The 24,161-nt window shown below is 69.3% G+C and carries 23 protein-coding genes; 14 read left to right on the top strand and 9 right to left on the bottom strand.

Features of this window, described 5'->3' with window-relative positions; all coding sequences use genetic code 11:
- The first annotated feature begins 55 nt into the window (after positions 1 to 55).
- Positions 56 to 307 (top strand): NepR family anti-sigma factor, encoded by a 252-nt coding sequence (locus MFF30_RS15320; protein WP_238280255.1) that lies wholly within the window; start codon positions 56 to 58, stop codon positions 305 to 307.
- Positions 307 to 885 (top strand): sigma-70 family RNA polymerase sigma factor, encoded by a 579-nt coding sequence (locus MFF30_RS15315; RefSeq protein WP_238280267.1) that lies wholly within the window; start codon positions 307 to 309, stop codon positions 883 to 885. The genes MFF30_RS15320 and MFF30_RS15315 overlap by 1 nt, the downstream gene beginning before the upstream one ends.
- Before the next feature lie 16 nt (positions 886 to 901).
- Here the strand turns inward: MFF30_RS15315 and MFF30_RS15310 are convergent, their stop codons facing one another.
- Complete coding sequence (locus tag MFF30_RS15310; protein ID WP_238280254.1) at positions 902 to 1,168, bottom strand: hypothetical protein; 267 nt, start codon at positions 1,166 to 1,168, stop codon at positions 902 to 904.
- Positions 1,169 to 1,506: 338 nt separating this feature from the next.
- Between MFF30_RS15310 and MFF30_RS15305 the strand changes: the two genes are divergently transcribed.
- Entirely contained in the window at positions 1,507 to 3,651 is a 2,145-nt protein-coding gene (locus tag MFF30_RS15305; RefSeq protein WP_238280253.1) for a helicase-related protein, read from the top strand.
- A gap of 85 nt (positions 3,652 to 3,736) precedes the next feature.
- Here the strand turns inward: MFF30_RS15305 and MFF30_RS15300 are convergent, their stop codons facing one another.
- Entirely contained in the window at positions 3,737 to 4,108 is a 372-nt protein-coding gene (locus MFF30_RS15300) for an SWIB/MDM2 domain-containing protein (RefSeq protein WP_238280252.1), read from the bottom strand.
- Between the two features lie 602 nt (positions 4,109 to 4,710).
- On the opposite strand from MFF30_RS15300, the gene MFF30_RS25990 reads away from it, so the two are divergent.
- The 3 genes from MFF30_RS25990 to MFF30_RS15290 all read left to right on the top strand — a co-directional run bounded on the left by MFF30_RS25990 (position 4,711) and on the right by MFF30_RS15290 (position 6,008).
- Entirely contained in the window at positions 4,711 to 4,836 is a 126-nt protein-coding gene (locus tag MFF30_RS25990; protein WP_283205905.1) for a hypothetical protein, read from the top strand.
- Positions 4,837 to 4,945: 109 nt separating this feature from the next.
- Entirely contained in the window at positions 4,946 to 5,449 is a 504-nt protein-coding gene (locus tag MFF30_RS15295; RefSeq protein ID WP_238280251.1) for a DUF2721 domain-containing protein, read from the top strand.
- 121 nt (positions 5,450 to 5,570) lie between these two features.
- Positions 5,571 to 6,008, top strand: coding sequence for a PRC-barrel domain-containing protein (locus MFF30_RS15290; protein ID WP_238280250.1), 438 nt, complete (start codon positions 5,571 to 5,573; stop codon positions 6,006 to 6,008).
- Between the two features lie 25 nt (positions 6,009 to 6,033).
- Here the strand turns inward: MFF30_RS15290 and MFF30_RS15285 are convergent, their stop codons facing one another.
- Positions 6,034 to 6,693, bottom strand: coding sequence for a response regulator (locus tag MFF30_RS15285; protein ID WP_238280249.1), 660 nt, complete (start codon positions 6,691 to 6,693; stop codon positions 6,034 to 6,036).
- A gap of 143 nt (positions 6,694 to 6,836) precedes the next feature.
- Here MFF30_RS15285 and MFF30_RS15280 point away from each other — a divergent pair, with 143 nt between their 5' ends.
- From MFF30_RS15280 to MFF30_RS15265, 4 genes are all read left to right on the top strand, one after another.
- On the top strand, positions 6,837 to 8,033 hold the full coding sequence (locus tag MFF30_RS15280; RefSeq protein ID WP_238280248.1) for an FIST N-terminal domain-containing protein: 1,197 nt from the start codon (positions 6,837 to 6,839) through the stop codon (positions 8,031 to 8,033).
- Positions 8,033 to 9,400 carry an ATP-binding response regulator gene (locus MFF30_RS15275; protein ID WP_238280247.1) on the top strand — a complete coding sequence of 456 codons (1,368 nt, stop codon included), beginning with the start codon at positions 8,033 to 8,035 and terminating at the stop codon, positions 9,398 to 9,400. Before MFF30_RS15280 ends, MFF30_RS15275 begins: the two co-directional genes overlap by 1 nt.
- A gap of 327 nt (positions 9,401 to 9,727) precedes the next feature.
- Positions 9,728 to 11,701, top strand: a complete 1,974-nt coding sequence (locus MFF30_RS15270; protein ID WP_238280246.1) for an acyl CoA:acetate/3-ketoacid CoA transferase — start codon at positions 9,728 to 9,730, stop codon at positions 11,699 to 11,701.
- A 332-nt stretch (positions 11,702 to 12,033) separates the two neighbouring features.
- Positions 12,034 to 12,954, top strand: coding sequence for a bestrophin family protein (locus MFF30_RS15265; RefSeq protein WP_238280245.1), 921 nt, complete (start codon positions 12,034 to 12,036; stop codon positions 12,952 to 12,954).
- Between the two features lie 104 nt (positions 12,955 to 13,058).
- Here the strand turns inward: MFF30_RS15265 and MFF30_RS15260 are convergent, their stop codons facing one another.
- Both MFF30_RS15260 and MFF30_RS15255 read right to left on the bottom strand, forming a co-directional pair.
- A complete protein-coding gene (locus MFF30_RS15260) occupies positions 13,059 to 13,940 on the bottom strand; it encodes an AraC family transcriptional regulator (protein ID WP_238280244.1) in 882 nt (293 codons plus the stop codon).
- 189 nt (positions 13,941 to 14,129) lie between these two features.
- Complete coding sequence (locus MFF30_RS15255; RefSeq protein WP_238280243.1) at positions 14,130 to 15,242, bottom strand: type II asparaginase; 1,113 nt, start codon at positions 15,240 to 15,242, stop codon at positions 14,130 to 14,132.
- 179 nt (positions 15,243 to 15,421) lie between these two features.
- Between MFF30_RS15255 and MFF30_RS15250 the strand changes: the two genes are divergently transcribed.
- The 3 genes from MFF30_RS15250 to MFF30_RS15240 all read left to right on the top strand — a co-directional run bounded on the left by MFF30_RS15250 (position 15,422) and on the right by MFF30_RS15240 (position 19,422).
- A complete protein-coding gene (locus MFF30_RS15250) occupies positions 15,422 to 16,354 on the top strand; it encodes a LysR family transcriptional regulator (protein WP_238280242.1) in 933 nt (310 codons plus the stop codon).
- A gap of 192 nt (positions 16,355 to 16,546) precedes the next feature.
- Entirely contained in the window at positions 16,547 to 16,849 is a 303-nt protein-coding gene (locus MFF30_RS15245; protein ID WP_238280241.1) for a hypothetical protein, read from the top strand.
- Positions 16,850 to 17,340: 491 nt separating this feature from the next.
- Entirely contained in the window at positions 17,341 to 19,422 is a 2,082-nt protein-coding gene (locus MFF30_RS15240) for a TonB-dependent siderophore receptor (RefSeq protein ID WP_238280240.1), read from the top strand.
- 157 nt (positions 19,423 to 19,579) lie between these two features.
- Here MFF30_RS15240 and panB read toward each other — a convergent pair whose 3' ends face one another.
- The 4 genes from panB to MFF30_RS15220 all read right to left on the bottom strand — a co-directional run bounded on the left by panB (position 19,580) and on the right by MFF30_RS15220 (position 23,375).
- Positions 19,580 to 20,404: a 3-methyl-2-oxobutanoate hydroxymethyltransferase gene (gene panB / locus MFF30_RS15235; RefSeq protein WP_238280239.1), complete on the bottom strand. Its 825-nt coding sequence runs from the start codon at positions 20,402 to 20,404 to the stop codon at positions 19,580 to 19,582.
- A gap of 457 nt (positions 20,405 to 20,861) precedes the next feature.
- Positions 20,862 to 21,452 (bottom strand): rhodanese-like domain-containing protein, encoded by a 591-nt coding sequence (locus tag MFF30_RS15230; RefSeq protein WP_238280238.1) that lies wholly within the window; start codon positions 21,450 to 21,452, stop codon positions 20,862 to 20,864.
- A gap of 13 nt (positions 21,453 to 21,465) precedes the next feature.
- The gene (locus MFF30_RS15225; protein WP_238280237.1) at positions 21,466 to 22,338 is read right to left on the bottom strand and encodes a quinoprotein dehydrogenase-associated SoxYZ-like carrier; all 873 of its coding nucleotides are present in this window, start codon (positions 22,336 to 22,338) and stop codon (positions 21,466 to 21,468) included.
- A gap of 83 nt (positions 22,339 to 22,421) precedes the next feature.
- Entirely contained in the window at positions 22,422 to 23,375 is a 954-nt protein-coding gene (locus MFF30_RS15220) for a quinoprotein relay system zinc metallohydrolase 2 (protein ID WP_238280236.1), read from the bottom strand.
- 147 nt (positions 23,376 to 23,522) lie between these two features.
- Between MFF30_RS15220 and MFF30_RS15215 the strand changes: the two genes are divergently transcribed.
- Positions 23,523 to 24,119, top strand: coding sequence for a TetR/AcrR family transcriptional regulator (locus MFF30_RS15215; RefSeq protein ID WP_238280235.1), 597 nt, complete (start codon positions 23,523 to 23,525; stop codon positions 24,117 to 24,119).
- The last annotated feature ends 42 nt before the right edge of the window (positions 24,120 to 24,161 follow it).

The raw sequence follows: 24,161 nt of genomic DNA, 5'->3' as shown, positions 1-24,161 counted from the left end.
CGAAATGACGGCGCGCCTTCGCACCCCGATCGCGGCCGTCGAGCGATGAGCAGCGATGAGCATTGAAACGAGCGATCCGAACCTCAGCGTGGAATCCATTGGGCCCGTCGCAGCGGCATCCGCCGTTCCCGCGCAGGCCCCCCCGGCGGGGTCCGAACCGGTCGGCATGCCCCTCGAGGCGCGCCGCCGCATCGGGCGCAACCTGCGCCTCCTCTACGCCGAGGTGCTGAACCAGCCGCTTCCCGACCGCTTCGACGCCCTTCTCACCGAACTGGCCGCCCGTGGCGAGACGCGAGGATCCTCATGATGACCGCGACGCAAGCCCCGGTCGGCACACCGCGCGGCGCCGACGACGAGATGCGCGAGCTTCTGCTCGGCGCGATCCCGGCCCTGCGCGCCTTCGCGTTCTCGCTGACCTACGATCTCGACCGCAGCGACGACCTCGTCCAGGACACGCTCGTGCGCGCCTGGACCAAGGCCGACAGCTTCACGCGGGGTACCAACCTCACGGCTTGGCTGTTCACGATCCTGCGCAACCTGTTCTATTCCGAGCAGCGCAAGCGCAAGCGCGAGGTCGAGGATGCGGACGGCGCCCTGGCCGGGCGCCTCACCAGCCTGCCCGAGCAGGAGATCCGCGTGGAGATGCGCGAGTTCCAGGAAGCCCTCGACGGTCTGCCGCTGAGCCAGCGCGAGGCGCTGGTCCTCGTGGGCGCGCAGAACTTCACCTACGAGGAAGCGGCCGAGATCTGCGGCGTCGCCGTCGGCACCATGAAGAGCCGGGTCAGTCGGGCCCGCGTCCGCCTCATCGAGACCCTGGGCATGAACGGCACCGACGATATCGGCGCCGATGCCGTCACGCGGGCGGCCCTTGAAGCGCAGGCCTGACGCTCCGGCCGGGGCCTCAGGCCAGGGAGGCTCGCACCGCGCGGGCCACCACCGCCCGCGCCGCCTCGCTGCGGTCACCGAGGAGGCGCCGGCCGGAGGCGATCACCTGCAGGGCTTCGCGGCTGCTGCCCTCGCGCAGGGCCACCGCTTCGAGGTCTCGCAGGTACGTGATGACATCCGCGCGGGCCTGCGTATTCCGGTTCAGAACCGGCTCCACCCGGGCGGTGACGTCATGCGTCACCGAGGCCCAGAACGCGGCCGATCCGGCAGAATTCTCGTGCATCGTCGATGCTCCTGACATGTCCGGGCATTGATCGTCGAGGATCCGGAACGTGGGGGGACGCTCGCGCTCCGGACCCTCGACCCCATAGCGGCGTCCGCTCCGGGGATTCAATAACCTTCGTCAAAAGCCGAGCGGAGCGGCGTCCGGTTGCTGGCGGACTAGGGGCGTCCTGCGCGGCGACGACCACGCCTCGCCTGCGGCCGCGCGAACGGACGGTGCATTGCGCTGATCCGAGGCGTTGCTTTTTGGGTCGCGGCCCGCGCACCCTGGCGCGGCCCGGTCGCTCTTCCGCGGCGGATGCAAGACGCCCTGACGACAGCCCCCCCGACGAGAGGCCCATGGCCCGCAAGCGCGCGCGACCGACGAACGAGATCCTGCTGGAGGCGGCCATGCGCCTCGGCCTGCCGCCCCGGAGCGTGGAGGCGGAGGCCCTGCGGCTCCATCTCGGCCTGCCAGAGTTCGGCGGCCTCGTCGAGGATGCGGTGGTGGCCAAGGCCCTGCGCGAGTTGAAGGCGCGGCGCGCCTTCGCGGAGGGTGGGATCGCGGCCCTCAAGAAGACGGTGCCGACCTTGCGCGGCGCGGCGATGCGGGATGGCAGCATCGCCTGGTCCATCCGCACCCTGATCCCTGTCCTCGACGGCGGGCGCCTCGATCTGCGGATCGACGCCGCGCCCGAGACGGGCATCGCCGGCATCCTGGCCGGCATGGCCCATCGCAACGATCCGACCTGGCGCCTCGACGAATTGCGCGCCGCCGTCGCCGAGACCTCGGTGCGGACCGCCAAATCCCTGCGCCGGGCGGTGGAGCGCCTGCGCGATCAGGTGGCCGAGGACCTGCGCGAGGTCGGCGCCGACGCCGTGACCTATATCGACCATCTGGACCGCTCCCTGCGCTCGCGGGCCTTCCTGCTCTCGCCCAACCTCAACCAATCCCTCACCGACACCCTGAAGGGCGTGCGTGCCCGCGCCCGCAACGTCGCCCGCGAGGATTCGCGCCTGCGCCGCCTGCGCGATCAGGTCGGCTTCGGGGCCTATATCGAGAAATTCTCGGTGGCCCGGCGCCTCGGCCGGCGCATCGTCTTCCACATGGGTCCGACGAATTCCGGCAAGACCTATGCGGCCCTGGAGATGCTGCGCGCCGCCCCCACCGGCACCTACCTCGCGCCCCTGCGCCTCCTGGCGCTCGAAAATTACGAGGCCCTGGCCGAGCGCGGCCTGCGCGCCGGCATGGTGACGGGCGAGGAGACGCTGGGCGACATCGATCCGACGCACACCGCCCGCACCATCGAGACCGCCGATCTCATCCGGCCCGTCGACGTCGCGGTGATCGACGAGATCCAGATGATCGCCGATCCCGACCGGGGCTGGGCCTGGACCAACGCCCTGTTCGGCATCCCCGCTCGCCTCGTGGTGGTCTGCGGCTCGGACGATGCGCTGGCCGCCGTGCGCCGCGCGGCAGAGGCCGCCAACGAATCCCTCGAGGTCGTCACCTTCGTGCGCAAGACGCCGCTGGTGCTTCAGGAAACGCCCGTGCCGCTGGAGAAGGTGACGCCGGGCGACGCGGTCGTGGCGTTCTCGCGCCGGGCCGTCCACGAAAACCGCGAGATCCTGGTGGCGGCCGGGCACCGGGTGGCGACGATCTACGGGGCGCTCTCGCCCGAGGTGCGGCGCGCCGAGGCGGCGCGCTTCCGGGCGGGCGAGGCCGACGTGCTCGTCACCACCGACGCCATCGGCATGGGCCTCAACCTTGGCCCCCTGAAACGGATCGTGTTCTCTGCGGTACGCAAGTGGGACGGGGTCGGCGAGCGGGCGCTGACCAATTCCGAAATCCGCCAGATCGCCGGCCGCGCCGGCCGCTTCGGACACCAGGACGAGGGCTACGTCGCCGCCGTCGACGAGACCGGGCTGGAGCCGATCCGGGCCGCGCTGGCCGGCGCCCCCACGGCTCCGGCCGCCGACACGCGCTTCTTCGTGCGGCCCGACCTCATCGCGATCAATTCCGTAGCCGAGGAGATGCGGACCGACAGCCTGCGAGAGGTGCTGGCGCATTTCGCGCGCGCCACCTTCTATGCGGGCTCGCCGTTCCAGCCCTCGGCGCTCGAAGAAATTCTGGAGATCGCCCGGGTGGTCGACAAGGCGCGACTTCCGATCGCGGAAAAATTCGCGTTCTCGGTCTGCCCGGTGAATCGGCGCGACCCGGTCTCGCTCGGACTGCTGGAGCGCTGGACCCAGGCTCGCGCGCAGGGCGCCACGGTGCCGGCCCTGCGGACCAACCTCACCGGGGAACTCGACTACCAGGAGCGGACGGTGAAGCTCGCCAGCGCCTATCTCTGGCTGTCACGGCGGTTTCCCGAGACCTTCGACGATGCCGAGGCGATGCGGGAGATGCGCGCACGGGCCAACGGCGCCATCGAGCGCCACCTTCAGGAGACGGCGACCCGCAAGGTCGAGCGCCGCTCACGTCGGGCAAAGGCGGCCGGCTGAGCCGTCCGGAAGAGGACCGGCCGGCCAAGGGGAGGGACGTTCCCTCCCCGGCGCCGATCCGAGGGTTCGTGCAGGCGGGTTCCGCTCAGGCCGACTTGAGGTGCGCGGCGAGATGCTTGTTCATCTCGAACATCGTGCACTTGTCCTTGCCGAAGACCTTCTTCAGCTTGTCGTCGGCCAGGATCTCGCGCTTGTTCTCGGGATTCTGGAGATTGTGCTTCTTGATGTATTCCCAGACCTTGCTGACGACCTCGCCGCGCGGCAGGGCGGCGGTGCCGACGACGGCGGCCAGCTCGGCGGAGGGCTTGAGCGGCTGCTGCAGGGCGTTCGGCTTGGCACCGTCACCCTTCGGTGCGGCGACCTTCTTGCCCTTGGCGGCCGGGGCCGGATTCTCGGCATCCTTCGGCGCAGCCTTGGGGGCCGCCTTTTCCGCAGTCTTGGTGGTGCTCTTCGCCATTGGATCTTCCTCCGGATGTCGGCGGTGAGTGCCGGTACGCCCACGGCCGGTGGCCTCGCAGCGCATAGCTGCAACAACTAAGCGGTGCTGCGAGCGTTCCAAGGGGATTCCGCCCTTGGGCGCCCCGTCATCCACAGGCGCGACGGCCTCGAGCGGGTCTCATCCGCCTTCGTGGCGAGACGAGGCCGGCTCGACTTGCATGAAATCTTGCGCGTCCGTGACCTGTACTTGGTCCGGCGGCGGCTCCCGGTGCCGGACCGGACCGGACCGTGAGGGGCGAGGAAAACGATTTTGTAGCAATGGTTTAACCCGCTTTCGGCAGGGTCCTGCGGGGTTCCTGCCGGAGGGGGCGGCATCGCTCCACGCCTGCCGGCGGCGCCCCGCCGCACGCGCTTTTCCCACCGCTCGGGCCGGCGCTCGCCCCACGCTTCCGCAGTGACAAGAATTTGTGTGCCCGGGCCAAGAATTGACCGCTCACAAATGCAAGATCTCGCAAGGCCGCTTGGCGCGACTGCCGGCCGGGACGCGCGGCGCCCGATTCCGGGACGCGCGGAGCAGGGCCCCGACACCGATCCTTAAGGGCGTCGGGCTACGCGGCAACCATGATCCTCATCGCATTCTCACTCTCCCTGTGCGCGGCCGCCGTGCTCATCGTCGGGCTCGGTGCCATGGTGTCGGTCGAGACCCCGGTAAACCCCGTCGCGCGCGGAAACGCAGGCTTGGTCTGAGCGCCCGAACCGCACTGCCCGGCGTCCCGCAGACGGGGCGCCGGGGGCCGAACCGACGACGCGCCTCGGACGTTGCGCCCGGGTTCCTCCAGGTCACGATCGCGCCCGCATGCTCGAATCCACCGTTCCGAACTCCCTCGACAGCACGGCCCACATCATCCAGATCGCGCTGACGCCGATCTTCCTGCTGTCCGGCATCGCGACCCTGCTCAACGTCTTCGGGACGCGACTCGCGCGGGTGGCCGATCAGGCCGAGCGCATTTCGCAGGCGATCGCGGGCGCATCCGGTCCCGAGCAGCACCGCCTGGCGCACCGCATGAACGCCCTGCGCCGGCGCTCCCTGGCCCTCGACGCCGCCGTGATCCTCGGGGCGCTCGGCGGGGTCGCCACCTGCGGCGCCGCCCTTACGCTGTTCGTGGGGGCGCTGCGGGACGCCACGGTGGCCAACATCCTGTTCCTGCTGTTCGGCCTCGCCATCCTCTGCACCCTGAGCGCCCTGATGGTCTTCGGCTTCGAGATGCTCCTGTCGAGCCGGGGCATCCGCGAGCGGGTCGCGGTGCGCCAGTCCGAGGTGGCCGAGGAGACAGGCGCGCCGGTGGACACCCGGCGCTGAACCCGCCCTCCCGTCGCGACGATCCCTTGGAACCGCACCGGATATCGGGGCTTGTCCGGTCACGCGTCCACCCGTCCCGAATGCACCCCATCCCGAGCCGCGAACCCGCAGGAGGAATGCCATGCCGACGGATCTCCCGAACGAGCGCAGCATCCGGCCCGCCGGATCGATGGAACTCGACCCCTCCGCCGAGGGGGTGGCCATCGACGAGACCCCGCGCCTCATCGCCTCGAACAAGGTCGAGGGCACCTCGGCCTACAGCCGTGAAGGCGAGCACATCGGTACGGTCTACAACTTCATGGTCGACAAGGTCTCGGGGCAGGTCGCCTACGCGGTGATCTCGTTCGGCGGCTTCCTCGGCCTCGGCGAGAGCTACCACCCGGTGCCCTGGCGCGCCCTGACCTACAGCGTCGAACTCGGCGGCTACATCGTCGAGATCGACCAGGACACCCTGGCGGGCGCGCCGACTCACGGGCCCGGCGAGGATCCATTCTCCGATCCCACCTTCGGCACCCGCGTCGACGGCCATTACGGCGGCCGCAAAGTGCCCACGGCTTAAGGATCGGTTCCCACGGCCTAAAGGGTCAGCGCTCCGGCGCGGCCGTGATCCGCTCGAAGTCGAGGAGCGCGGTCTCGATCACGATCTGGGTGCGGCTGATCACGTCGAGCTTGCGCAGGATCTCCGAGACGTGCGCCTTCACGGTCGAATCCCCGACCTGGAGTTCGTGCGCGATCTGCTTGTTGAGCTTGCCCTGGCGGATCATCGCCAGCACTCGCAATTGCTGAGGCGTCAGGCTCGCGACCCGCTCGGCGAGGGGCGCCTTGCGGGCGGATGACGCGCCGAGCGGCGCATTCGGCAGGTTCGCCGGCACCGAGAGGCCCCCCGCCAGCACGTCCGCGATGGCCCGCGTGAGGGTCGATTTGTCGACGGCCTTCGGCACGAACCCCGCCGCGCCGTGCTCCAGGGCCTCCCGGATGATGCGCGGATCCTCGAGGCCGGAGACGACGAGGATGGGAACCCGCGGCACCTGCGCGCGAATCGCCATCAGCCCCTCGAAGCCGGCGACACCCTGCATCGAGAGGTCGAGCAGGATGATCTCGATGGCGGGCTGGGCCGCGAGCACCGCGCAGGCGCTGGCGATGCCGTCGGCCTCGTGCAGGGTCGCGTCGGGGTAGGCGAGACCCACCGCGCTGGCGAGCGCATCGCGAAACAGCGGGTGATCGTCGACGATGAGGAGATGCATGCCCGTTCCGCCCGGTGGGTGCGCCCCTGTTCCGGGACTTTTCGGTGCCGCATTGCGCGGGACCCGGCCGCCCGACATACTCGTGTCATCGCGGAGAACCGGGCGTCAAGCCCGGCACCCGTCGATGGGCGGGAGACGGTACCGTGGCAGAGGGGACGCGGGTGCGCACGCATCTGTGTGGCATCACGACGGCCTGGACCGAGGCCGAGGAGGCCGACGCGGCGATCGCGGAGATCGGCGCGGCCATCGGTGAGCGCAGCGTCGCGCAGATCGTGGCGTTCTTCTCGGCCGATTACGACGTCGAGACCCTGAACCGGGCCCTCACCGCGCGCTTTCCGGGAGCGGGCATCGCCGGTTGCACCATGTCGGGCGGCATCTCGCCGGCGGGTGGGCTCGATCGCGGCCTCGTGGTGATCGCCTTCCCGCGGGAGAATTTCCGCATCGTCTCGACGCTGCTCGACGCCATCGACCATCTCGACGTGGAGCGCACGGCCTCCAGCGTCCGGGCCCTGCGCCGGAGCCTCGAGGCCGAGGACGGCGCGGGCTTGGCCCCGGGCACCGGACGCCGTTTCGCCCTCTCGCTGATCGACGGCCTCACCAACGCGGAGGAGACGGTGGTCTCGGCCATCGCCTGGGCGCTCGACGGCATTCCCCTCGTGGGGGGCTCGGCGGGGGACGACCTCACCTTCCGCCAGACCGTGCTGCTCCATGACGGCCGCATCCACCAGCGGGCCGCCGTGCTGCTGCTGGTCGAGACGGATTTCCCGATCCAGATCTTCAAGAGCGACAATTTCGAGCCCACCGACACGAAGTTCGTGGTCACCGCCTCCGATGACGAGCAGCGCATCGTGCACGAGCTCAACGCCGAGCCGGCGGCGCGGGAATACGCCATGGCGGTGGGGCTCGACCCCGAGCGCCTTTCGCCCATGAGCTTTGCCGCCTATCCCCTCGCGGTGAAGGTGGGCGGCGAGTACTTCTGCCGGTCGATCCGGCGCATGAACCCGGACGGTTCGCTGAGCTTCTTCTGCGCCATCGACGAGGGCGTCGTCCTCACCCTGGCGCGTCCGCGCGACATCGTGGCGGCGACGGGGGCCGAGCTCGCCCGCCTCGACGCGGATCTCGGCGGCATCGACCTCGTCATCGGCTTCGAATGCGTGCTGCGCCGCCTCGACGCCGAGAGCCGCCAAGTGCGCCACGGAATCTTCGACCTCTATCGGCGCTACGACATCGTCGGCTTCGACACCTACGGCGAGCAGTACCGGTCGATGCACCTGAACCAGACCTTTACCGGTATCGCCATCGGACGGGGCGAGCCCGGCCGGGACTCCGGCGCGCGGTGATGCTGCGTCCACCCGATTCCGCGAGCCCCCCGCTGGACGCGGACGAGGCCCGGCGGCGCATCGCCAAGCTGGAGCGGATCAACGCCGCCCTGATGGCCCATGTCGAGCGCAGCATGGACCAGCAGGGCGGGGCCTACTCGCTGTTTCAGACCGCCACCATGCTGGAGGGCCGCGTCCGCACGCGCACCGAGGAACTGACCGGGCTGATGCACCGCCTGGAGCGCTCCAACGCGGCCCTGGTGGCGGCCAAGGAGGAGGCCGAGAACGCCAACCGTTCGAAGACCCGGTTCCTGGCGGCGGCGAGCCACGACCTTCTCCAGCCTCTCAATGCCGCGCGGCTCTCGGCCTCCGCGCTCGCCGACCTCGCCCTGGGCACCGAGGCGCTGGCGATCTCGGGCCAGATCGAGCGCGGGCTCCAGATCATCGAGGACCTGATCAAGACCCTCCTCGACATCTCGAAGCTCGATGCGGGCGTGGTGCGCCCGGCGATCAAGCCGGTGGCGCTCACCGACCTGCTGGCCGGCATCATTGCCAGCTTCCGGCCCTTCGCCGAACGCAAGGGCCTGCGCCTGGCCGTACGCGGTCCCGACCTCGTGGTGGCGAGCGACCCCCTGCTGCTCCAGCGCATCGTGCAGAACCTCGTCTCGAACGCGATCCGCTACACCCGGCGGGGCGGCGTGCTGGTGGCGGTCCGCCGCCGGGGGCAGGCATCCGGGGAGTCCTGCCGCATCGAGGTGTTCGACACCGGCTGCGGCATCGCGCAGGCCGAGCAGGACCTCGTGTTCGAGGAGTTCTTCCGGGGCGGCGCGGAGGGGGAGGGGGGTGAGCCCGGCCTCGGCCTCGGCCTCTCCATCGTGCGCCGGATGGCGCTGGCCCTCGACCATCCCCTCGAACTCGCCTCGCGGGTCGGGCACGGCACCCGCATGGCCCTGACCCTGCCGGTGAGCCGTACGGCCCCGGAGCGCGCGGTGGCGATGTCGCCGGTGGCGACCCGGCTCACGGGGGCGCGCGTCCTCGTGGTCGAGAACGACCCGCCCACCGCCGACGCGCTGGAGCGCCTCCTGCGGGCCTGGGACGCCGAGGTCTGCGTCCACCGGGACCTCGCCGGGGTCGAGGCGGCATTGGCCGCCGGCATGACGCTGCCGGATCTGCTGGTGCTCGATTACCACCTCGACAACGGCGCCTGCGGCCTCGGCGTGGCGACGCATCTCGAAGCGCGGACGGGCCTGCGCCGGCCCGTCATCGTCACGACTGCCAACCATTCGCCCGAGATCGAGGCGGAGGTCGCCGCCCTGGGGGCGCAACTCGTTCACAAGCCGGTGCGCCCGGCGCAGCTGCGGGCGCTCCTCACCTACCTGCTGGCCTGACGATGACGCGATGCACAGGAGAGCTTGCCCAAGATTATTTTGAATAATCTTGGCGGGTACGAAGGCATTGGCCCGTCCCCGTGCCCGCCCGCGAAGGCGCCGTGAAATCTTTTTCAGGCGGGCCTCCAGTTCAGTTTGAGGCATGATTGAAAAATTTGCATTGCACCAAGATAAAATTGCATTGCAACGACACTTGTCGTGCCCTTGCGAAGCTTCGCGCGGGACTTTACGCTTCCGCCCGAGAACAAGACTTCCCCATGCGCGCCTTCCGGCAGGTCGAGACCTGTCGTGCTTCGCCGACGCGGGGATGCGGAGGACGACCCGTTCATGAAGAAAAACAAGGTCATCACGGCCGGCGAGGCGATCGCGCTGATCCGGCACAACGACGTGGTCACCACGACGGGCTTCGTCCAGAGCTGCATTCCCGAAGCCCTGCACGCCGCCCTGGAGACGCGCTTCGTCGAGACCGGCGCCCCCCGTGACCTCACCCTGATCATGACGGCCGGGGCGGGCGACAGCAAAGGCCTCGGCACCGGACGGCTGCACCACGAGGGCCTGCTGAAGCGCGTCATCGCCGCCAATTTCGGCCGCATGCCCAAGGTCGCCAAGGCCGCGCAGGAGAACAAGATCCTGGGCTACAACCTGCCCCAGGGCGTGATCTCGCAGCTCTACCGGGCCTGCGCGGCCGGCCAGCCGGGCCTGTTCTCGAAGGTGGGCCTGCACACCTACGTCGATCCGCGCCACGGGGGCGCCCGCGTCAACACCGCGACGGAGGCCGAGATCGTCAAGCTCGTCGAGGTCGATGGCGAGGAATGGCTGTTCTACACCGCCACCAAGATCGACGTCGCCTTCATCCGAGGCACCTCGGCCGACCCGTCGGGCAACATCTCCTTCGAGAAGGAGGCCCTGACCCTGGACTGCCTCGCCCAGGCCATGGCCGCCCGCAACAACGGCGGCATCGTCATCGCGCAGGTGGAGCGCATCGTCGATGACGGCTTCCTGCTGCCGAAGGACGTGCGCGTGCCCGGCATCCTGGTGGATTGCGTGGTGCTGGCCGAGCCCGAGATGCACCGCATGAACTACGGCGTGCAGCACGACGCGGCGCTGGCCGGCCAGATCCGCGTCCCCGTCAGCGGCATGAAGAAGATGCCCCTCGACGCCCGCAAGGTCATCGCCCGGCGCGCCGCCTTCGAACTCCCGCCGAACGGTGTCGTCAACCTCGGCGTCGGCGCGCCCGAGGGCATCTCGGCGGTGGCCAACGAGGAGAAGGTCACGCCCTACATCACGCTGACCACCGAGGCCGGCGCGGTGGGCGGCGTGCTCGCCTCCGGCTCGAGCTTCGGCGCGGCCACGAACGCCGACTGCGTCATCGACCAGAACCAGATGTTCGACTTCTACGACGGCGGCGGCCTCGACATGACCTGCCTCGGGCTCGCCGAGTGCGACCAGCACGGCAACGTCAACACGAGCATGTTCGGCGGCCGCCTCAACGGCTGCGGCGGCTTCATCAACATCAGCCAGAACGCCCGCTCGGTGGTCTTCGCCGGCACCTTCACGGTGGGCGGCCTGGAGACCGTGATCGAGGACGGCAAGCTCCGCATCGTCACGGAAGGCCGCTCGCAGAAGTTCCTGCCGCAGGTGGAGCAGATCACCTTCAGCGGCCACTACGCGCAGATGCGGTCGCAGCCGGTGATCTACGTCACCGAGCGCTGCGTCTTCCAGCTCACCGACGAGGGCCTGGAACTCATCGAGGTGGCACCCGGCATCGACATCGAGCGGGACATCCTGCCCCATATGGGCTTCCGGCCGATCATCAAGCAGCCGATGCTAATGGATGCCCGCCTGTTCCGCGAGGAGCCGATGGAACTCCTCGCCGACCTCCTCAACCTCAACCTGGCCGAGCGGGTGAGCTACGATTCCGAGCGCAACATCCTGTTCGTGAACCTGGAGGGCTGGCACGCTCGGGCCAAGAGCGACCTCGACGACCTGCGGCTGGTTCTCGTGGGGGCCTGCAAGAAGGCCGGTCAGCGGGTCAACACCGTCGTCAATCACGACGGGTTCCGCATCAACGAGAACCTGTACGACGACTACGCGCACATGATCCAATACCTGCAGGCGAACTACTACCTCACCACCACCCGCTACGCGACCAGCGCCTTCCTGCGCCTCAAGATGGAGGAGGCACTGACCCGGCGCGGCGTCGCGCCCCACGTCTTCGAGCGCAAGGAGGATGCCCACGCCTTCTTGGACGGCGCCGGCAAGATCCGGCGCGCCTCCACGGCGATCGCCTCGGCGGCGTGAACGCGGAGGCACCGGCGATGCGGTTCGCGGGGCCGGTTCGAGGAAGCCCCGACAGGCGGCGATCAGTCCGGCGAGCGCCGCCGCGACGGTGATGTCGACGGCCAGGTGGCCGTCGATCCGCGTCTCGAAGGATCGGCTCGCCGGGAGCAGGCCGTCGTGCATCGGCATGCCGATGCACGACCACCGGCGTGGCACCAAGGGCAGCCGTTCCGCATCACCGCGCGACCCTCGCGGCGGCTCCGGTCAACGCGCTCGATGCCCCAGGCTCGACGCCCCATGAAAGCTGTCTCATGAAAGCTGTCTCATGAAAGCTGTCTCATGAAATCTGCCCGATGATCGTCCGTTCGCGCCCGAGCCTGTTCGACATCCTGTTCACCCTGCGCGGATCGATCCTGCCCCAGGTCGCCCTCAAGGTCCTGGGGATCACCCTCGTGGCCGTGGTCGTGGTGGCGGCCGAGCGGCGCTGGCCCGAGGCGTTTCCGATCACGGCCGGGGTCGGTCCCTTCACGCTGATCGGCCTCGCCCTGTCGATCTTCCTGAGCTTTCGCAACAACGCCTGCTACGACCGCTGGTGGGAGGGCCGTCGCGCCTGGGGCAGCCTCGTGGTGGAGGCGCGCGGCCTCGCCCGGCTCCTCAACGCTCTGCTGCCTGGCGAGACCGAGGAGGTCCTGCGCGGGCGCTGCCTCCGGCGTCTCTCGGCCTTCGCGCATGCCCTGCACGCGCAGCTGCGCGGGGGCGCGCCGAATGCGGCCGCCGGCCCCTGGCTTCCGGCCCGGGAAGCCGATGCGCTGGCCCGCCACCCGAGCGCTGCGGACGCCGTGCTGGCCGGGCTCACCGGCGATCTCGCGGACGCCTATCGCCGGGGCGCCCTCACCGATGTTCTCCTCGCCGCCCTGGAGCACAAGATCGCCGCCCTGGCGCAGGTCCAGGTGGTTTGCGAGCGCATCCAGAACACGCCGCTGCCCTTCGCCTACACCCTGCTCCTCTACCGCACGGCCTGGGTCTACTGCCTGCTGCTGCCCTTCGGACTGGCCGCCTCCCTCGGCTGGGCGACACCGGTGGCCGCGGCCCTGGTGGCCTACACCTTCTTCGGCCTCGATGCCCTCGGCGACGAACTGGAGGAGCCCTTCGGCCTGGCGCCCAACGACCTGCCGCTGGACGCCCTCCTGCACACCATCGACGGCATCGTCCTCGACGCTCTGGGCGAGACCGCGCCGCCGCCCCTGGAGCCGGAACGGTATCTGCTGACGTGAGAGCCGGCCGCGTGCATCCCACGTTGCCGGCCCGGTGCATCGGCTGAGGTCGGGGAGGGGGGAGAACCAGGCGGGGAAGCGAGACACGCCGCCTTAACGCAGAGCTACTTCAGCGGCAGGAACACCTCCGCGACCGCTTCGTGCTCCGGCATCTCCGGGAAGAACGAAAGGCGCCGGCAATAGAGTGGGAAATCCCCCGCCGCCTCGCCGCTGGCCGGGAGCCACTCGCGATAGAGATAGCGTGCGGGAGGTTCCAGATTGTCGGTGTTGCCAACGACCCGCAGCACCGCGCGGCGTCCGCCGGGAATTTCGCCGACCCTGATTGGCGTCCCGTTCTCCGCGATCGGTTCGTCGGTTCCGACACAGAGGTCAACGCTATAGTCGGCCGGCGACGCGGGACGCCGCTCGGACCGCCAGACGTTGAAGGTCGGGTTCGTGCTGGGGTGCAAGCCAGCGGCCTTCCGCCATTCGATGAATCGCCGAACGGTGGCACCGAGCGTCGCCGGATCACCGCGGTGCTCCATGATCGCCACCCGCGTCGATGGCACATCGCGGATCGTCACGTCGTCGGGATCGAATGATCTCAGCATGAGCTGGCTCCTCGCGTTGTCGAGAGGCCCGAAGGCCGCAAGCCACGATCCCCAGTCGGGAGCCTTGCTGAAACACGACGGCGACTGCCCAAATCGTTGCCGAAAGGCACGGGCGAAGGCGTCTGGTGCGTCGTAGCCGGCATCCATCGCGATTTCCGTGACGCTTTGGGCGTCCCTGTAGGCCAGCCGGTATGAAGCGCGCTTCAGGCGAGCAAGCTGAACGTAGCGGTGCACGGACAACCCGAAGGTCGCCGTGAACTGCCGATGGAAGTGGAACTTCGAGAAAGCCGCGATGGCGCTGACCGTTTCCAGGTCCAGATCGTCGTCCAAGTGCCGATCAATGTGATCCAGCACCCTCCGCATCCGGGCGTGGTAGTTTCGCAGCGCTGCACTCATCGTCCCGACCTTCGTGGCGCGACCAGCTAGGCGCACACGGGCATGGCTTGCTCGACCGATCTTGCGGTTCGGGCGCGGGCTGTGTGCTGCTCCGAAGTCTGTTCGCGGGCGGGTCGTCTCCTCGCGTGACCGGGAGCTTTGGATCGACGGCGGACACTTCCTGAAGCGTCCGCCGTCGACCCACGCCGCTCAATACTCCCAGAAAATCCGCTGCAGCTCCTTCGAATCCTGCGTCTTCGTCAGAGCTACGGCGGCCAGGATCTTGGCCTTCTGCGGGTTCAGGTCGTGGGCCACCACCCAGTCGTACTTGTCGTCGGGCTGCTCGGCGTTGCGCAGGACGAAGCCGTCGCCGACGCGCGACGAGCGGATGATCTGCACGCCCTTGGAGCGGAGGTCCTTGAGGGTGTCGACGAGGTAGCCCGCCACCGAGCCGTTGCCGGTGCCCGCATGGATGATCGCCTTGGCGCCGCCCGCGACGGCGGAGGTGTAGGGCTCCGGGTGCATGTTGCCGGAGCCGTACACGATGGCGACCTCGGGCAGGCTGTCGATACCGTCGATGTCGAACTCGGAGGTGGTGCCGTGGCGCTTGACCGGGGCGCGGAACCAGTAGGTCTTGCCCTCGACCACCATGCCCAGCGGCCCCCACTGGCTGAAGAAGGCCGAGGGCTTGATGTTGACGCGCTTGGTGGTGTCGCGTCCCGCCTGGATCTCGTCGTTCATGGTGAGCAGTACGCCCTTGGCGCGGGCATCCTTGGCGCCCGCCACCGTCACGGCGTCGAGGAGGTTGAGGGCGCCGTCCGCGGAGATCGCGGTCGAGGGCCGCATCGAGGCCACCATCACGATGGGCTTGTCGGTCTTCACCACGAGGTCGAGGAAGTAGGCCGTCTCCTCCACGGTGTCGGTGCCGTGGGTGATGACGACGCCGTCGACGTCGTCGCGCTTGACCAGGGCCGAGACCTTCTTGGCGAGCTCGATGAGCTGCGCGTTGGTGAAGCTCTCGGAGGCGATCTGGAAGGCCTGCTCGCCGCGCACCTCCGCCACCTGCGCGATCGCCGGCACGGCGGCGATGAGCTTGTCCACCGGCACCTTGGCGGCCTGGTAGGTGGCGCTGTTGGCCGCGTCCGCGCCCGCGCCCGCGATGGTGCCGCCGGTTGCCACGATGACCACGCGGGGCTTGGCCGCGGCGGCGGGCGCCGTGGCCGTCGCGCCGGGCTTGGGTGGCGTCGGCCCTTCCAGCGCATGCGCGGGGAGGGCGGTTCCGGCCATCAGGACCAACAGGGCAATCGGCAGGGTGCGGCGCATGGGGAGCCTCGGGTCGTTTCGGGAGCGCCATTGTGGCCCGGCCCTGCGATCAGGCACAGCCAAAAATCACGGCCGCCCTCGCTCAATGCCCGGGCAGGCGCGCGGTCACGGCGCACCGCCCTTGCCTCCGGGGCGTCGATGCTGCGCAGTCGGCCCGGATCCGATACGCAGAGGCGACCATGACGATTGATCACATCGATCTTTCCCGCGTCGACCTGAACCTGCTGGTGGCCCTCGACGCGCTGCTGGCCGAGCGCAGCGTCACCCGGGCCGCCGCCCGCATCGGTATCGGGCAATCGGCGATGAGCAGCAGCCTCGCCCGCCTGCGCACGCTCTTTTCCGACGAACTCCTCACCCGTGCGCCCGAGGGCATGCGTCCGACCCCGCGGGCGCTGGCGCTGGCCGAGCCGGTGCGGACCCTGCTCCGGCAGGTCCAGGCCCTCGTGCGGCGCGACGACGCCTTCGATCCGCGCACGGTGACCCGCACCTTCACCATCGGCCTGCCCGACAGCGCCGAGGTGCTGATCGGTCCGCGCCTCCTCGCCCACCTGCGCGCGGAGGCGCCGGGCATCAGCCTGCTCCTGCGCTCCATCGACAGCATCCGCATCCTGCAGGAACTCGATGCCGACCGGGTCGACCTCGGCATCGGCTTCTTCACGGACGGGCAGACCCACCACAAGCAGCGCCTGCTCTACCGCGACAGCTACCTCTGCGTGTTCAATGCCGACCTCCTCGGCCTGGCGCCGCCGATCTCGTTGGATGACTACCTGCGCTTTCCCCACGTGCTGACCAGCCTCAAGGAGACCGCGCACGGGGTGGTGGACGACGCGCTCGCCCGCCTCGGGCGCAGCCGGACCCTGGCGGTCACGACGCCGCGCTTCCTGGCGGTCCCGTTCCTGGTGCGCAGCGCGCCCGTGCTGACCACGATGCACGCCCGGCTCGCGACCTTTTTCGCCGGGGCGCTCGGCCTCACCGTGAGCCCGGCCCCGGTGGATCTGGAGGATGTGGCGATCTCGATGCTGTGGCACGCCTCCTACGACGACGACCCCGCCCATCGCTGGCTGCGCCGGACGCTCCTGGCCCTGGTGGAGGAGCCGACCGGAACGATCTGACCTCGCGCGCCCCGCGACGCCGCCGCGGAAGCGGCACAATCCTGCGTGAACCTCCACGCTGCGTGAGGATTCGCACGGACGGGATTCGCCATTGGGCGGGGCGGGTTACCGTTCATCAACCGTTCGGTGATTCCCTCCGACAGTGACGCTTCTGAATTCACACACGGATTTCGGGATCAAAGGAACGGAGCTATGAAGAACTCGCTGGTCGCGGCCCTCGTGGCCACCACGGTCGCCGTCGCGGCGATCCCGAGTGCCCAGGCACGCGATGGCATCAGCCCGGGCGGCGCGGCCGCCCTCGGCCTGCTCGGCGGCCTCGCCGTCGGCGGCGCCATCGCCTCCTCGCAGAACGACGGCGGCTACTATCCGGGCCGCCCGGTCTACCGCGCCCCGCGCCCGGTCTATGTCGAGGAAGAGGTCTGCCATATGGAGCGCCGCGGCTACGTGGACGCCTACGGCTACGAGCACATCCGCCGCGTCCGCGTCTGCGAATAGGCCGACGCCGGGAGGCTCCGGCAAGACATCCTCGCGCGGCGCTGCCCCGGGGACGAGCGATGACGAAGGGCTCCGCCGGTACCGGCGGGGCCCTTTCGCGTTCGGCGCGGTCGCTGTCCGGCTGGCTCCATCCGCTACGGCGAGGTTGGTGGTACCGATTGCACGGCAACGCCAGGAAGCGACGGCGGCGCCACGGCCCAGAATATGTAATTGTACTTATTCTAAAATGTTGCGTGTCGATCACGGCGGCATGAGATGCGCGTGATGCTAGGGTTTGCTCGTTGACCTCTTGGAATTTTTAATCCAACTGACGAAAATTACATTCGACCATAGGTCAAAACGTGTCTCTTCGTCTTGCGTTTCCTTTCGCGCAGCCGTCCCACGGCGCTGCTCATCTGCGCGCGGCCCTGCTCGGTTCGGCAGCTGCCCTCGCCGTCGGCACTGTCGACCCAGCGGCTGCGCAGCAATCCAGCCCGCCGAGCGCCTCGAGCGTGACGCTGGAGACCCTCGAGGTCGTGGGTGATCGCCGCGGTGCAGCCACGATCGCCACCGCCGAGGATCCGCGCGGGCCCGTCGCCGGCTACGTCGCGACCCGCTCGGTCTCCAGCACCAAGACCGACACCGCGATCATCCGGACGCCGCAGGCGATCTCCGTGGTGGGGCTCCAGCAGATCGACGACCAGAAGCCGGCGTCGCTCGCCGAGGCGACGCGCTACGCGCCGGGCGTGCGCGGCGAGACTTTCGGCGCCGACCCACGCAACGACTGGTTCCTGATCCGCGGCTTCACCGCCCAGGAATCCGGCTACTTCCTCGACGGGCTGCAACTGTTCACCTCGGCCTTCGCCACCTGGAAGCTGGAGCCCTTCGGCCTGGAGCGTCTCGAGATCCTGCGCGGGCCGAATTCCGGCCTCTACGGCGGCGCCAGCCCCGGCGGCATCATCAACGCGGTGAGCAAGCGGCCGCCGATCGTGCCGATCCGCTACGTCGAGACCGGGATCGACAATTACGGCAACGCCTATGCGGGCTTCGATATCGGCGGACCGGTGGATGCGCCCGGCACCGAGGGCAAGCTGTTCTACCGGCTCGTCGGTCTCGGGCGCGGCGGCGGCACGCAGGTCGACTTCGTTAACAACGACCGCTTCTTCTTCGCGCCCTCGCTCACCTGGAAGCCCGACGCCGACACCTCGCTCACCGTCCTCGCCCAGGTGCAGCGCGACCGCGCCGGCACCCAGAACTTCCTGCCCTACGAGGGTACGGTGACGCCGGCGCCCTTCGGCTTCATCAAGACCAGCCGCTTCACCGGCGACCCGGCGACGGATCGCCTGACGCGCAACCAGGACATGGTCGGCTACGAGTTCGAGCACCGCTTCGACAACGACATCAAGTTCCGGCAGAACGCGCGCCACGGCACCGTCACGGTCAATTTGTCGAACCGCTACGGCGGCGGTTACGCCACCACGCCGGCCGCCGGAGACTTGGCCCGGTTCGACTTCTTCACCCGCGGTGCGGCGGTGCAGAGCGACATCGACAACCAGCTCGTCATCCCGTTCCGCACGGGCGATTTCGGTCACACGGTGCTCGCCGGCTTCGAGTATCGCCGCTACCAGATCGACGACTATCAGGCCTTCGGCTTCGGCCCGTCGCTGAACCTGATCCGGCCGATCTACCCCAACACCCGCCTCAACCTGGGCGCGCCCTACCAGAACGCGCTGATCACCCAGAACCAGTTCGCCGCCTACCTGCAGGACGAGATCACCTTCGGGAACTTCTCCCTGGTCCTCAGCGGCCGGCACGACTGGGTCGCCACCGACAACGTCGACCGCCTCGGCGTCAACAACGCGACCCGGGACACCAGCGCCTTCAGCGGCCGCGTCGCCCTGATCTACAACGATGAATCCGGGCTCGCCCCTTACGTTTCCTACGCGCAGGGCTTCAACCCGACCGTCGGCCTCAATGGGGTCACCGGCCAGCTTCTCCTGCCCGAGCGAAGCGAGCAGACCGAGGTCGGCCTGAAGTACAAGCCCGCGGGCTTCGACGGCTACTTCGCCGCCGCCCTGTTCGACCTCACCCGCTCGAACGTCGTGACCACCAACCCGCTCAACATCCAGCAGGTGGTCCAGACCGGCGCGGTGAACTCGCGCGGCGCCGAGGTCGAGATGGTCGCCAACCTCGCGCCCGGCTTGCGGGCGGTGGCCTCCTACACCGCCTACGACCTCTCGGTGACCCGTGACCTGAATACGGCCCTCGTCGGCACGACGCCGACCAATACCCCCGAGCAGTACGGCTCGCTCTTCGTTGACTACACGTTCCAGAGCGGCGCCCTGCGGGGCTTCGGTCTCGGCGGCGGCGTGCGCGGCGTCGGCCGCTCCTTCGCCGACACGGCCAACCTCTTCCGCGTGCCGGGCTACGTCGTCGGCGACCTCGTCGCCCATTACGACTGGGAGGGCTGGCGCTTCGCCCTCAACGTTTCGAACGTCTCGGACGAGCGGATCGTCAACAGCTGCAGCACCGTCTCGGCCTGCTATTACGGCGAGCGCCGCCGGGTCCTCGGCAGCATCGGTTACCGCTGGTAAGCGGCCGGTTCCCCGCGGGCTGAGCCCTAAGGCGGCAGCCGCGTACGGTATGTGGTCGATGGCTTCGGTCGGCCAGCGGGTTCCCGCTCCCGAAGGGGGAGGGGGCCCCGCGTTGGAATCCGAACGACTGGGTTGAAAACCCGCTCAGAGCGGCTGGTCAGAGCGGCTGGTACGTGTGCTCCTCGGCCGGGAAGGCCCCGGAGCGGACCTCCTCGGCGTAGTCCTTCACGGCGGCCTCGATCTGGCCGCGCAGGGTGCCGAAGCGCTTGACGAATTTCGGCACGCGGTCGCTCAGGCCCAGCATGTCCTCGAGGACGAGGATCTGCCCGTCGCAGGCCATGGTGGCGCCGATGCCGATGGTGGGCGTGGTGATCTCGGGGGCGGTGGCGATGGCCCGGGCCACCGGCTCGACGATGCCCTCCATCACGATCGCGAAGGCGCCCGCATCGTTGATGGCGCGGGCATCGGCCATCAGGCGGCGCTCGCCGTCGGCCTCGCGGCCCTGCACCTTGAAGCCCCCCATGGTGTTCACCGACTGGGGCGTGAGGCCGATATGGCCCATCACCGGCACGCCGCGCTCGACCAGGAACGCCACGGTCTCGGCAAAGCGCGCGCCGCCCTCCATCTTGATCGCGCCGGCCCCCGTCTCCTTGAGGACGCGGGCGGCGTTGAGGAAGGCCTGCTGTGGGCTCGCCTCGTAGGAGCCGAAGGGCATGTCCACCACGATCAGCGCCCGGGAGGTGCCCCGGATCACGGCCTGCGCCTGGACGATCATCATCTCCAGGGTCACCGGCAGGGTCGATTCCATGCCGTGCATGAGCATGCCGAGGGAATCGCCGACCAGGATGAAGTCGCAGTAGGGGTCGAGGATGCCGGCGGTGTGCGCGTGATAGGCGGTCAGCGCGATGATCTTTCGACCCTCGGCCTTGCGCTTGGCGAGGTCGATCGCGCGGATGCGGCGGGACTGCACGGCTTGCGACATGGAACTCCACCCGGCTGTCTCGGACCGCCGGAACGCGGCGGTCGGTCTGCTGGTGGCGCCTCTATACACCGCCTCCGCGCTGCGCGCGCGGCGTGCCGTGACGGACCCGGTGCATTGTCGCGCGGGGCATCGCCGACCGCGAGGCGCGCGCTATGCAGGCCGCCGATCAGCAAAGAGTTCGTCGCATGGAGTTTCGCGGGATCGAGACCGGCGTCCTGAAAGTCTCGTCCCGGGGCATCGATCACAGCGATGGCGTCGCTGTTCCGTGCTCTCGCGGGGCGTTTCCTCCCTAGACTTGCGGGCGCCTGCCGGTGCCTTTCTTCCGCCACAACCGGATCGCTGTCAACTGCGGCCGCGCTTGCCGGCTTTCGGAAGAAACTTGCCGGCCGGTGAAGGAAAACGGATCGTTCGCGCGCGCAGGCGGGGGCGGGATCTCCGGCGCGCGCCCCCCTCTTCGTCAGCGCTGCGCCTCGCCGTTCGCCCGCGCCGTCCAGACGGAATCCTCGGGGATCACCGTAGTGGGGTGGCGCTCCTGCCAGCCCTCGATGCCCTCGGGAAACCAGTGCACGCGGGTGTAGCCCTGGAGCACCAGCCGCTTGGCCGCGTTCCAGCTGCCCCAGCATTCGGGGTGGCAGAAGGCCACGACGGCCCGGCCCTTGTCGCCCCCGGTCAGGTCCGCGACCCGCTTCAGGAAGAGCACTTCGTCGGCGGGGTCGAGGGGCGCGGCGCCCGCATTGGCCATCCAGACCGCGCCCGGGACCGAGCGGTGGGCCGGCAGCCAGGGCCGGTCGGCGGGAAGGCCCGCCGGGCGCCGGTCGGCCAGGGACACGTCGAGGAGGACCGGCCGGTCGCGGGCGATCAGGGCATCGAGGGCGTCGATGTCGATCACCGTGGCCCCCGACAGGGTTGCGGGGGTGTAGCCTCGCTGCGGCCCGGTCCAGATCCCGTCGGGCTCGGGTACGCTCATCGGAGAATCCGCCGGGTCGGCCGCCGCCAGCAGGAGGAGGGCGGCCCCCGCGGCCGCGATGCGGAGGAGCCGCTGCCTCATCGCGCGGACCCGCTCAGTTCGTGGCACTCGGCGCCGTGAAGCTGTGCTCCCAGCGGCCGTTCTGGTTGTCGGAGGCCACCACCTTGATCGGACCCTGGCCCCCCGGCTGCAGGCCGAAATTGATCACCGGGTTCGAGGAGATCGAGATGTCGCCGTCGAGGGTCAGCACGGTCTTGTCCCCGCGCGTGATCGCGATCTTGTTGATGTAGCGGGCCGGCGTGTAGTCACGGGTGATCTGGTTCATCTGCATGCCGCTGAAGTTCGGGTGACGAATCATCAGCGTCGCTTCGACCGGCTGACCGGGCTGGGCTTCGGCGAACTTCAGCTTCATGTCGCCCATGCCCTTCATGGCTTCCTCGTCGCTCATGCCCATGGGGGCCGAGCAGCCGCCGGAGGCCTTCACGAACTTCGTCGTCTCGAAGAGCTGGCCGTCCCGGGTCTCCACCACCGCGTGGATGTTGGTGTAGTTGTTCACGCGCACGCGCAGCTTGATCTCGCCGGCATCCGCTCCGGGACCGAAGGCGATGTGAGCGGCGTAGGGCGACGGGTTGTCGTCGATGATGAGGTGGACGGCCGCGACCCGGTCCTTCTCCGGCATGGTGAGAGTGATCGGCACCAGGGAAGCGTCCAGCGCCCGCACCGGCGCGTCGACCTTCACGAGGCTGTCCGTCGCCGTGATGGTCTTGTCGCCGAAGATGGACTTCTGGATCTCCTTCCAGCGCGCGAGCCGCTCGGCCTCGTCGTCGGAGGCCCCGGCGGAGTGCGCCGGGCCGGGCACCAGCGCCGCGCCGGCGGTCGCCAGGGGAACGGCGAGCGTCACGGCTGCCAAGATGGAGCGCAGGAACACGGCGCGGTTCAGGACGGGTTTGGCAAGGGCACGGATCATGGCGTTTCTCCTGGCGGTCGTGGTTCTTGACTCTGTTTTTCGAATGATGTGACGCGCGGTGTCGCGCGGCTCAAGGCGCCGGCTCACTCCCATTCCAGTTCCTTGAAGGCCTGGGTGACGTTGCGGCCGTGATAGGTGTCGAACAGAACCCATCGGTCGCGCTCGGCCCGACCGACGGTCTGGATCGCCTTCTCGATCGACACGTCCGCCGCGACGGCCTTGCGGGTCTCGTCCCGCAGAGTGCTCAGGTAGCGGGTGAGGTCGTCCATGGCGGGCGCGAAGTCGACCAGGGTCGGCCCGTGGCCCGGAACGGCCTTGGTCGCTCCCAGTGCGCGCAAGGCATCCGCCTCCTTGAGCCAGCCCACAAGGCTGCCGTCGAGGGAGGGGATGCGGGTCACGAAGAGGAGGTCGGCGGGAAACAGGATGCCGCTCGCCGAATCACGCATGGAGAGGTCGCAGTTCGTGTGCGCCACCCCATGGGCGGTGACGTGCAGAACGCGTCCGCCGAGATCGATGTCGGCGCCGTCGGCCACCTCCAGGGTGGGGTAGACCACGCTGCCGGCCCGGTCGGCGCCCAGGATCTCGGCCAGCCGGCCGCGATAGTATTCCCCGCGGGCGTCGAGGGCGGCGCGCAGGGCGTGGTGGCCCACATAGACCGGCTTGTCCTCGGCGAAGGCCGCCGCGCCGAAGCAATGGTCCGGGTGCACGTGGGTGAGCATCACGTGGCTGATCGGCTTTTCGGTGCGCTTCCGGATCTCCGCGCGCAGCCAAGCCCCGTCCGCGAGGCTACCCCCCGATTCGGTCACGAGCACCGAGCGCTCGCCGACGACGAAGCCGATATTGGCGATGGCGTCGTTGTTCTCCGGCGTCGCTTCGGCATCCGGCCCGCGCCGGACGAAGATGCCGGTGCCGACCTCCTGCAGGGCGAAGCCCTCGGCCGAGCGTCCCAACGTCGGCAGGCAGCACAGGCACAGGCCGCCGAACAGGGCGCCGCGCCGCGTCGTGCCTCCGCGTGATCGGCCGGCTTCCGCCCGCATGATCGTCCTCCGTCTTATTGTTCTACCAATGAGTAGGTAGATTTTTGCCCGCGTCAATGGCATAAGCCTGAATGCCGGCCGCGACGCGATCACGGACTCGCGTGCGGCCACCCACGGATGGGGGCGGACAGGGAAGATGACGGGACGATGAGGGACACCCGCGCCGAGCTGCTGCTGCAGGCCGAGACCCTGGTGCGGCGCCGGGGCTATGCCGGCTTCAGCTACGCGGACCTCGCCGAGACGGTCCAGATCCGCAAGGCGAGCATCCACCACCACTTTCCCACCAAGTCCGACCTCGCCCACGCTCTGGTGGCGGCCTACGACGCTCGCTACGACGCGGCGCTGGCCGAGATCCGGGCCGGCGAGCCGGACGCGATCGAGCGGATCGCCGCCTACGGCGCGCTCTACCTCGGCGGGGTCGAGGCGGGCCTGGGCTGCCTCTGCGCGGTCCTGGCGATCGAGGGCGACGCGCTGCCGGCCTCCCTGCGCGCCGATATCGCCCGCTTCTTCGAGAAGCACATCGCCTGGCTGGAGAACGTGCTCGCCGAGGGGGTGGCGGCCGGGAGCGTGCGCGTGTCCGCCGAGCCCAGGGCCACGGCCCGCATGGTCGTCGCCGCCCTCGAAGGGGCCCTCCTGATGGAGCGCCTGCTGGCGGGGCCGGAGGGCTTTCGCGGAACCCTGGCGGCGCTCTGCGACGGACTGCGGCCCGCCGGGGTTTCATCCGGCAGGACTGATACAATATAACAGGCGCGCGAGGCGTCGCTGCGGCCTGTTATATTGTATCAG

The organism is Methylobacterium goesingense (genome assembly GCF_022179225.1).
GTDB lineage: Bacteria > Pseudomonadota > Alphaproteobacteria > Rhizobiales > Beijerinckiaceae > Methylobacterium > Methylobacterium goesingense.
Note: the sequence above shows the minus strand (reverse complement) of the source record. Positions and strands in the feature narration are given on the sequence as shown.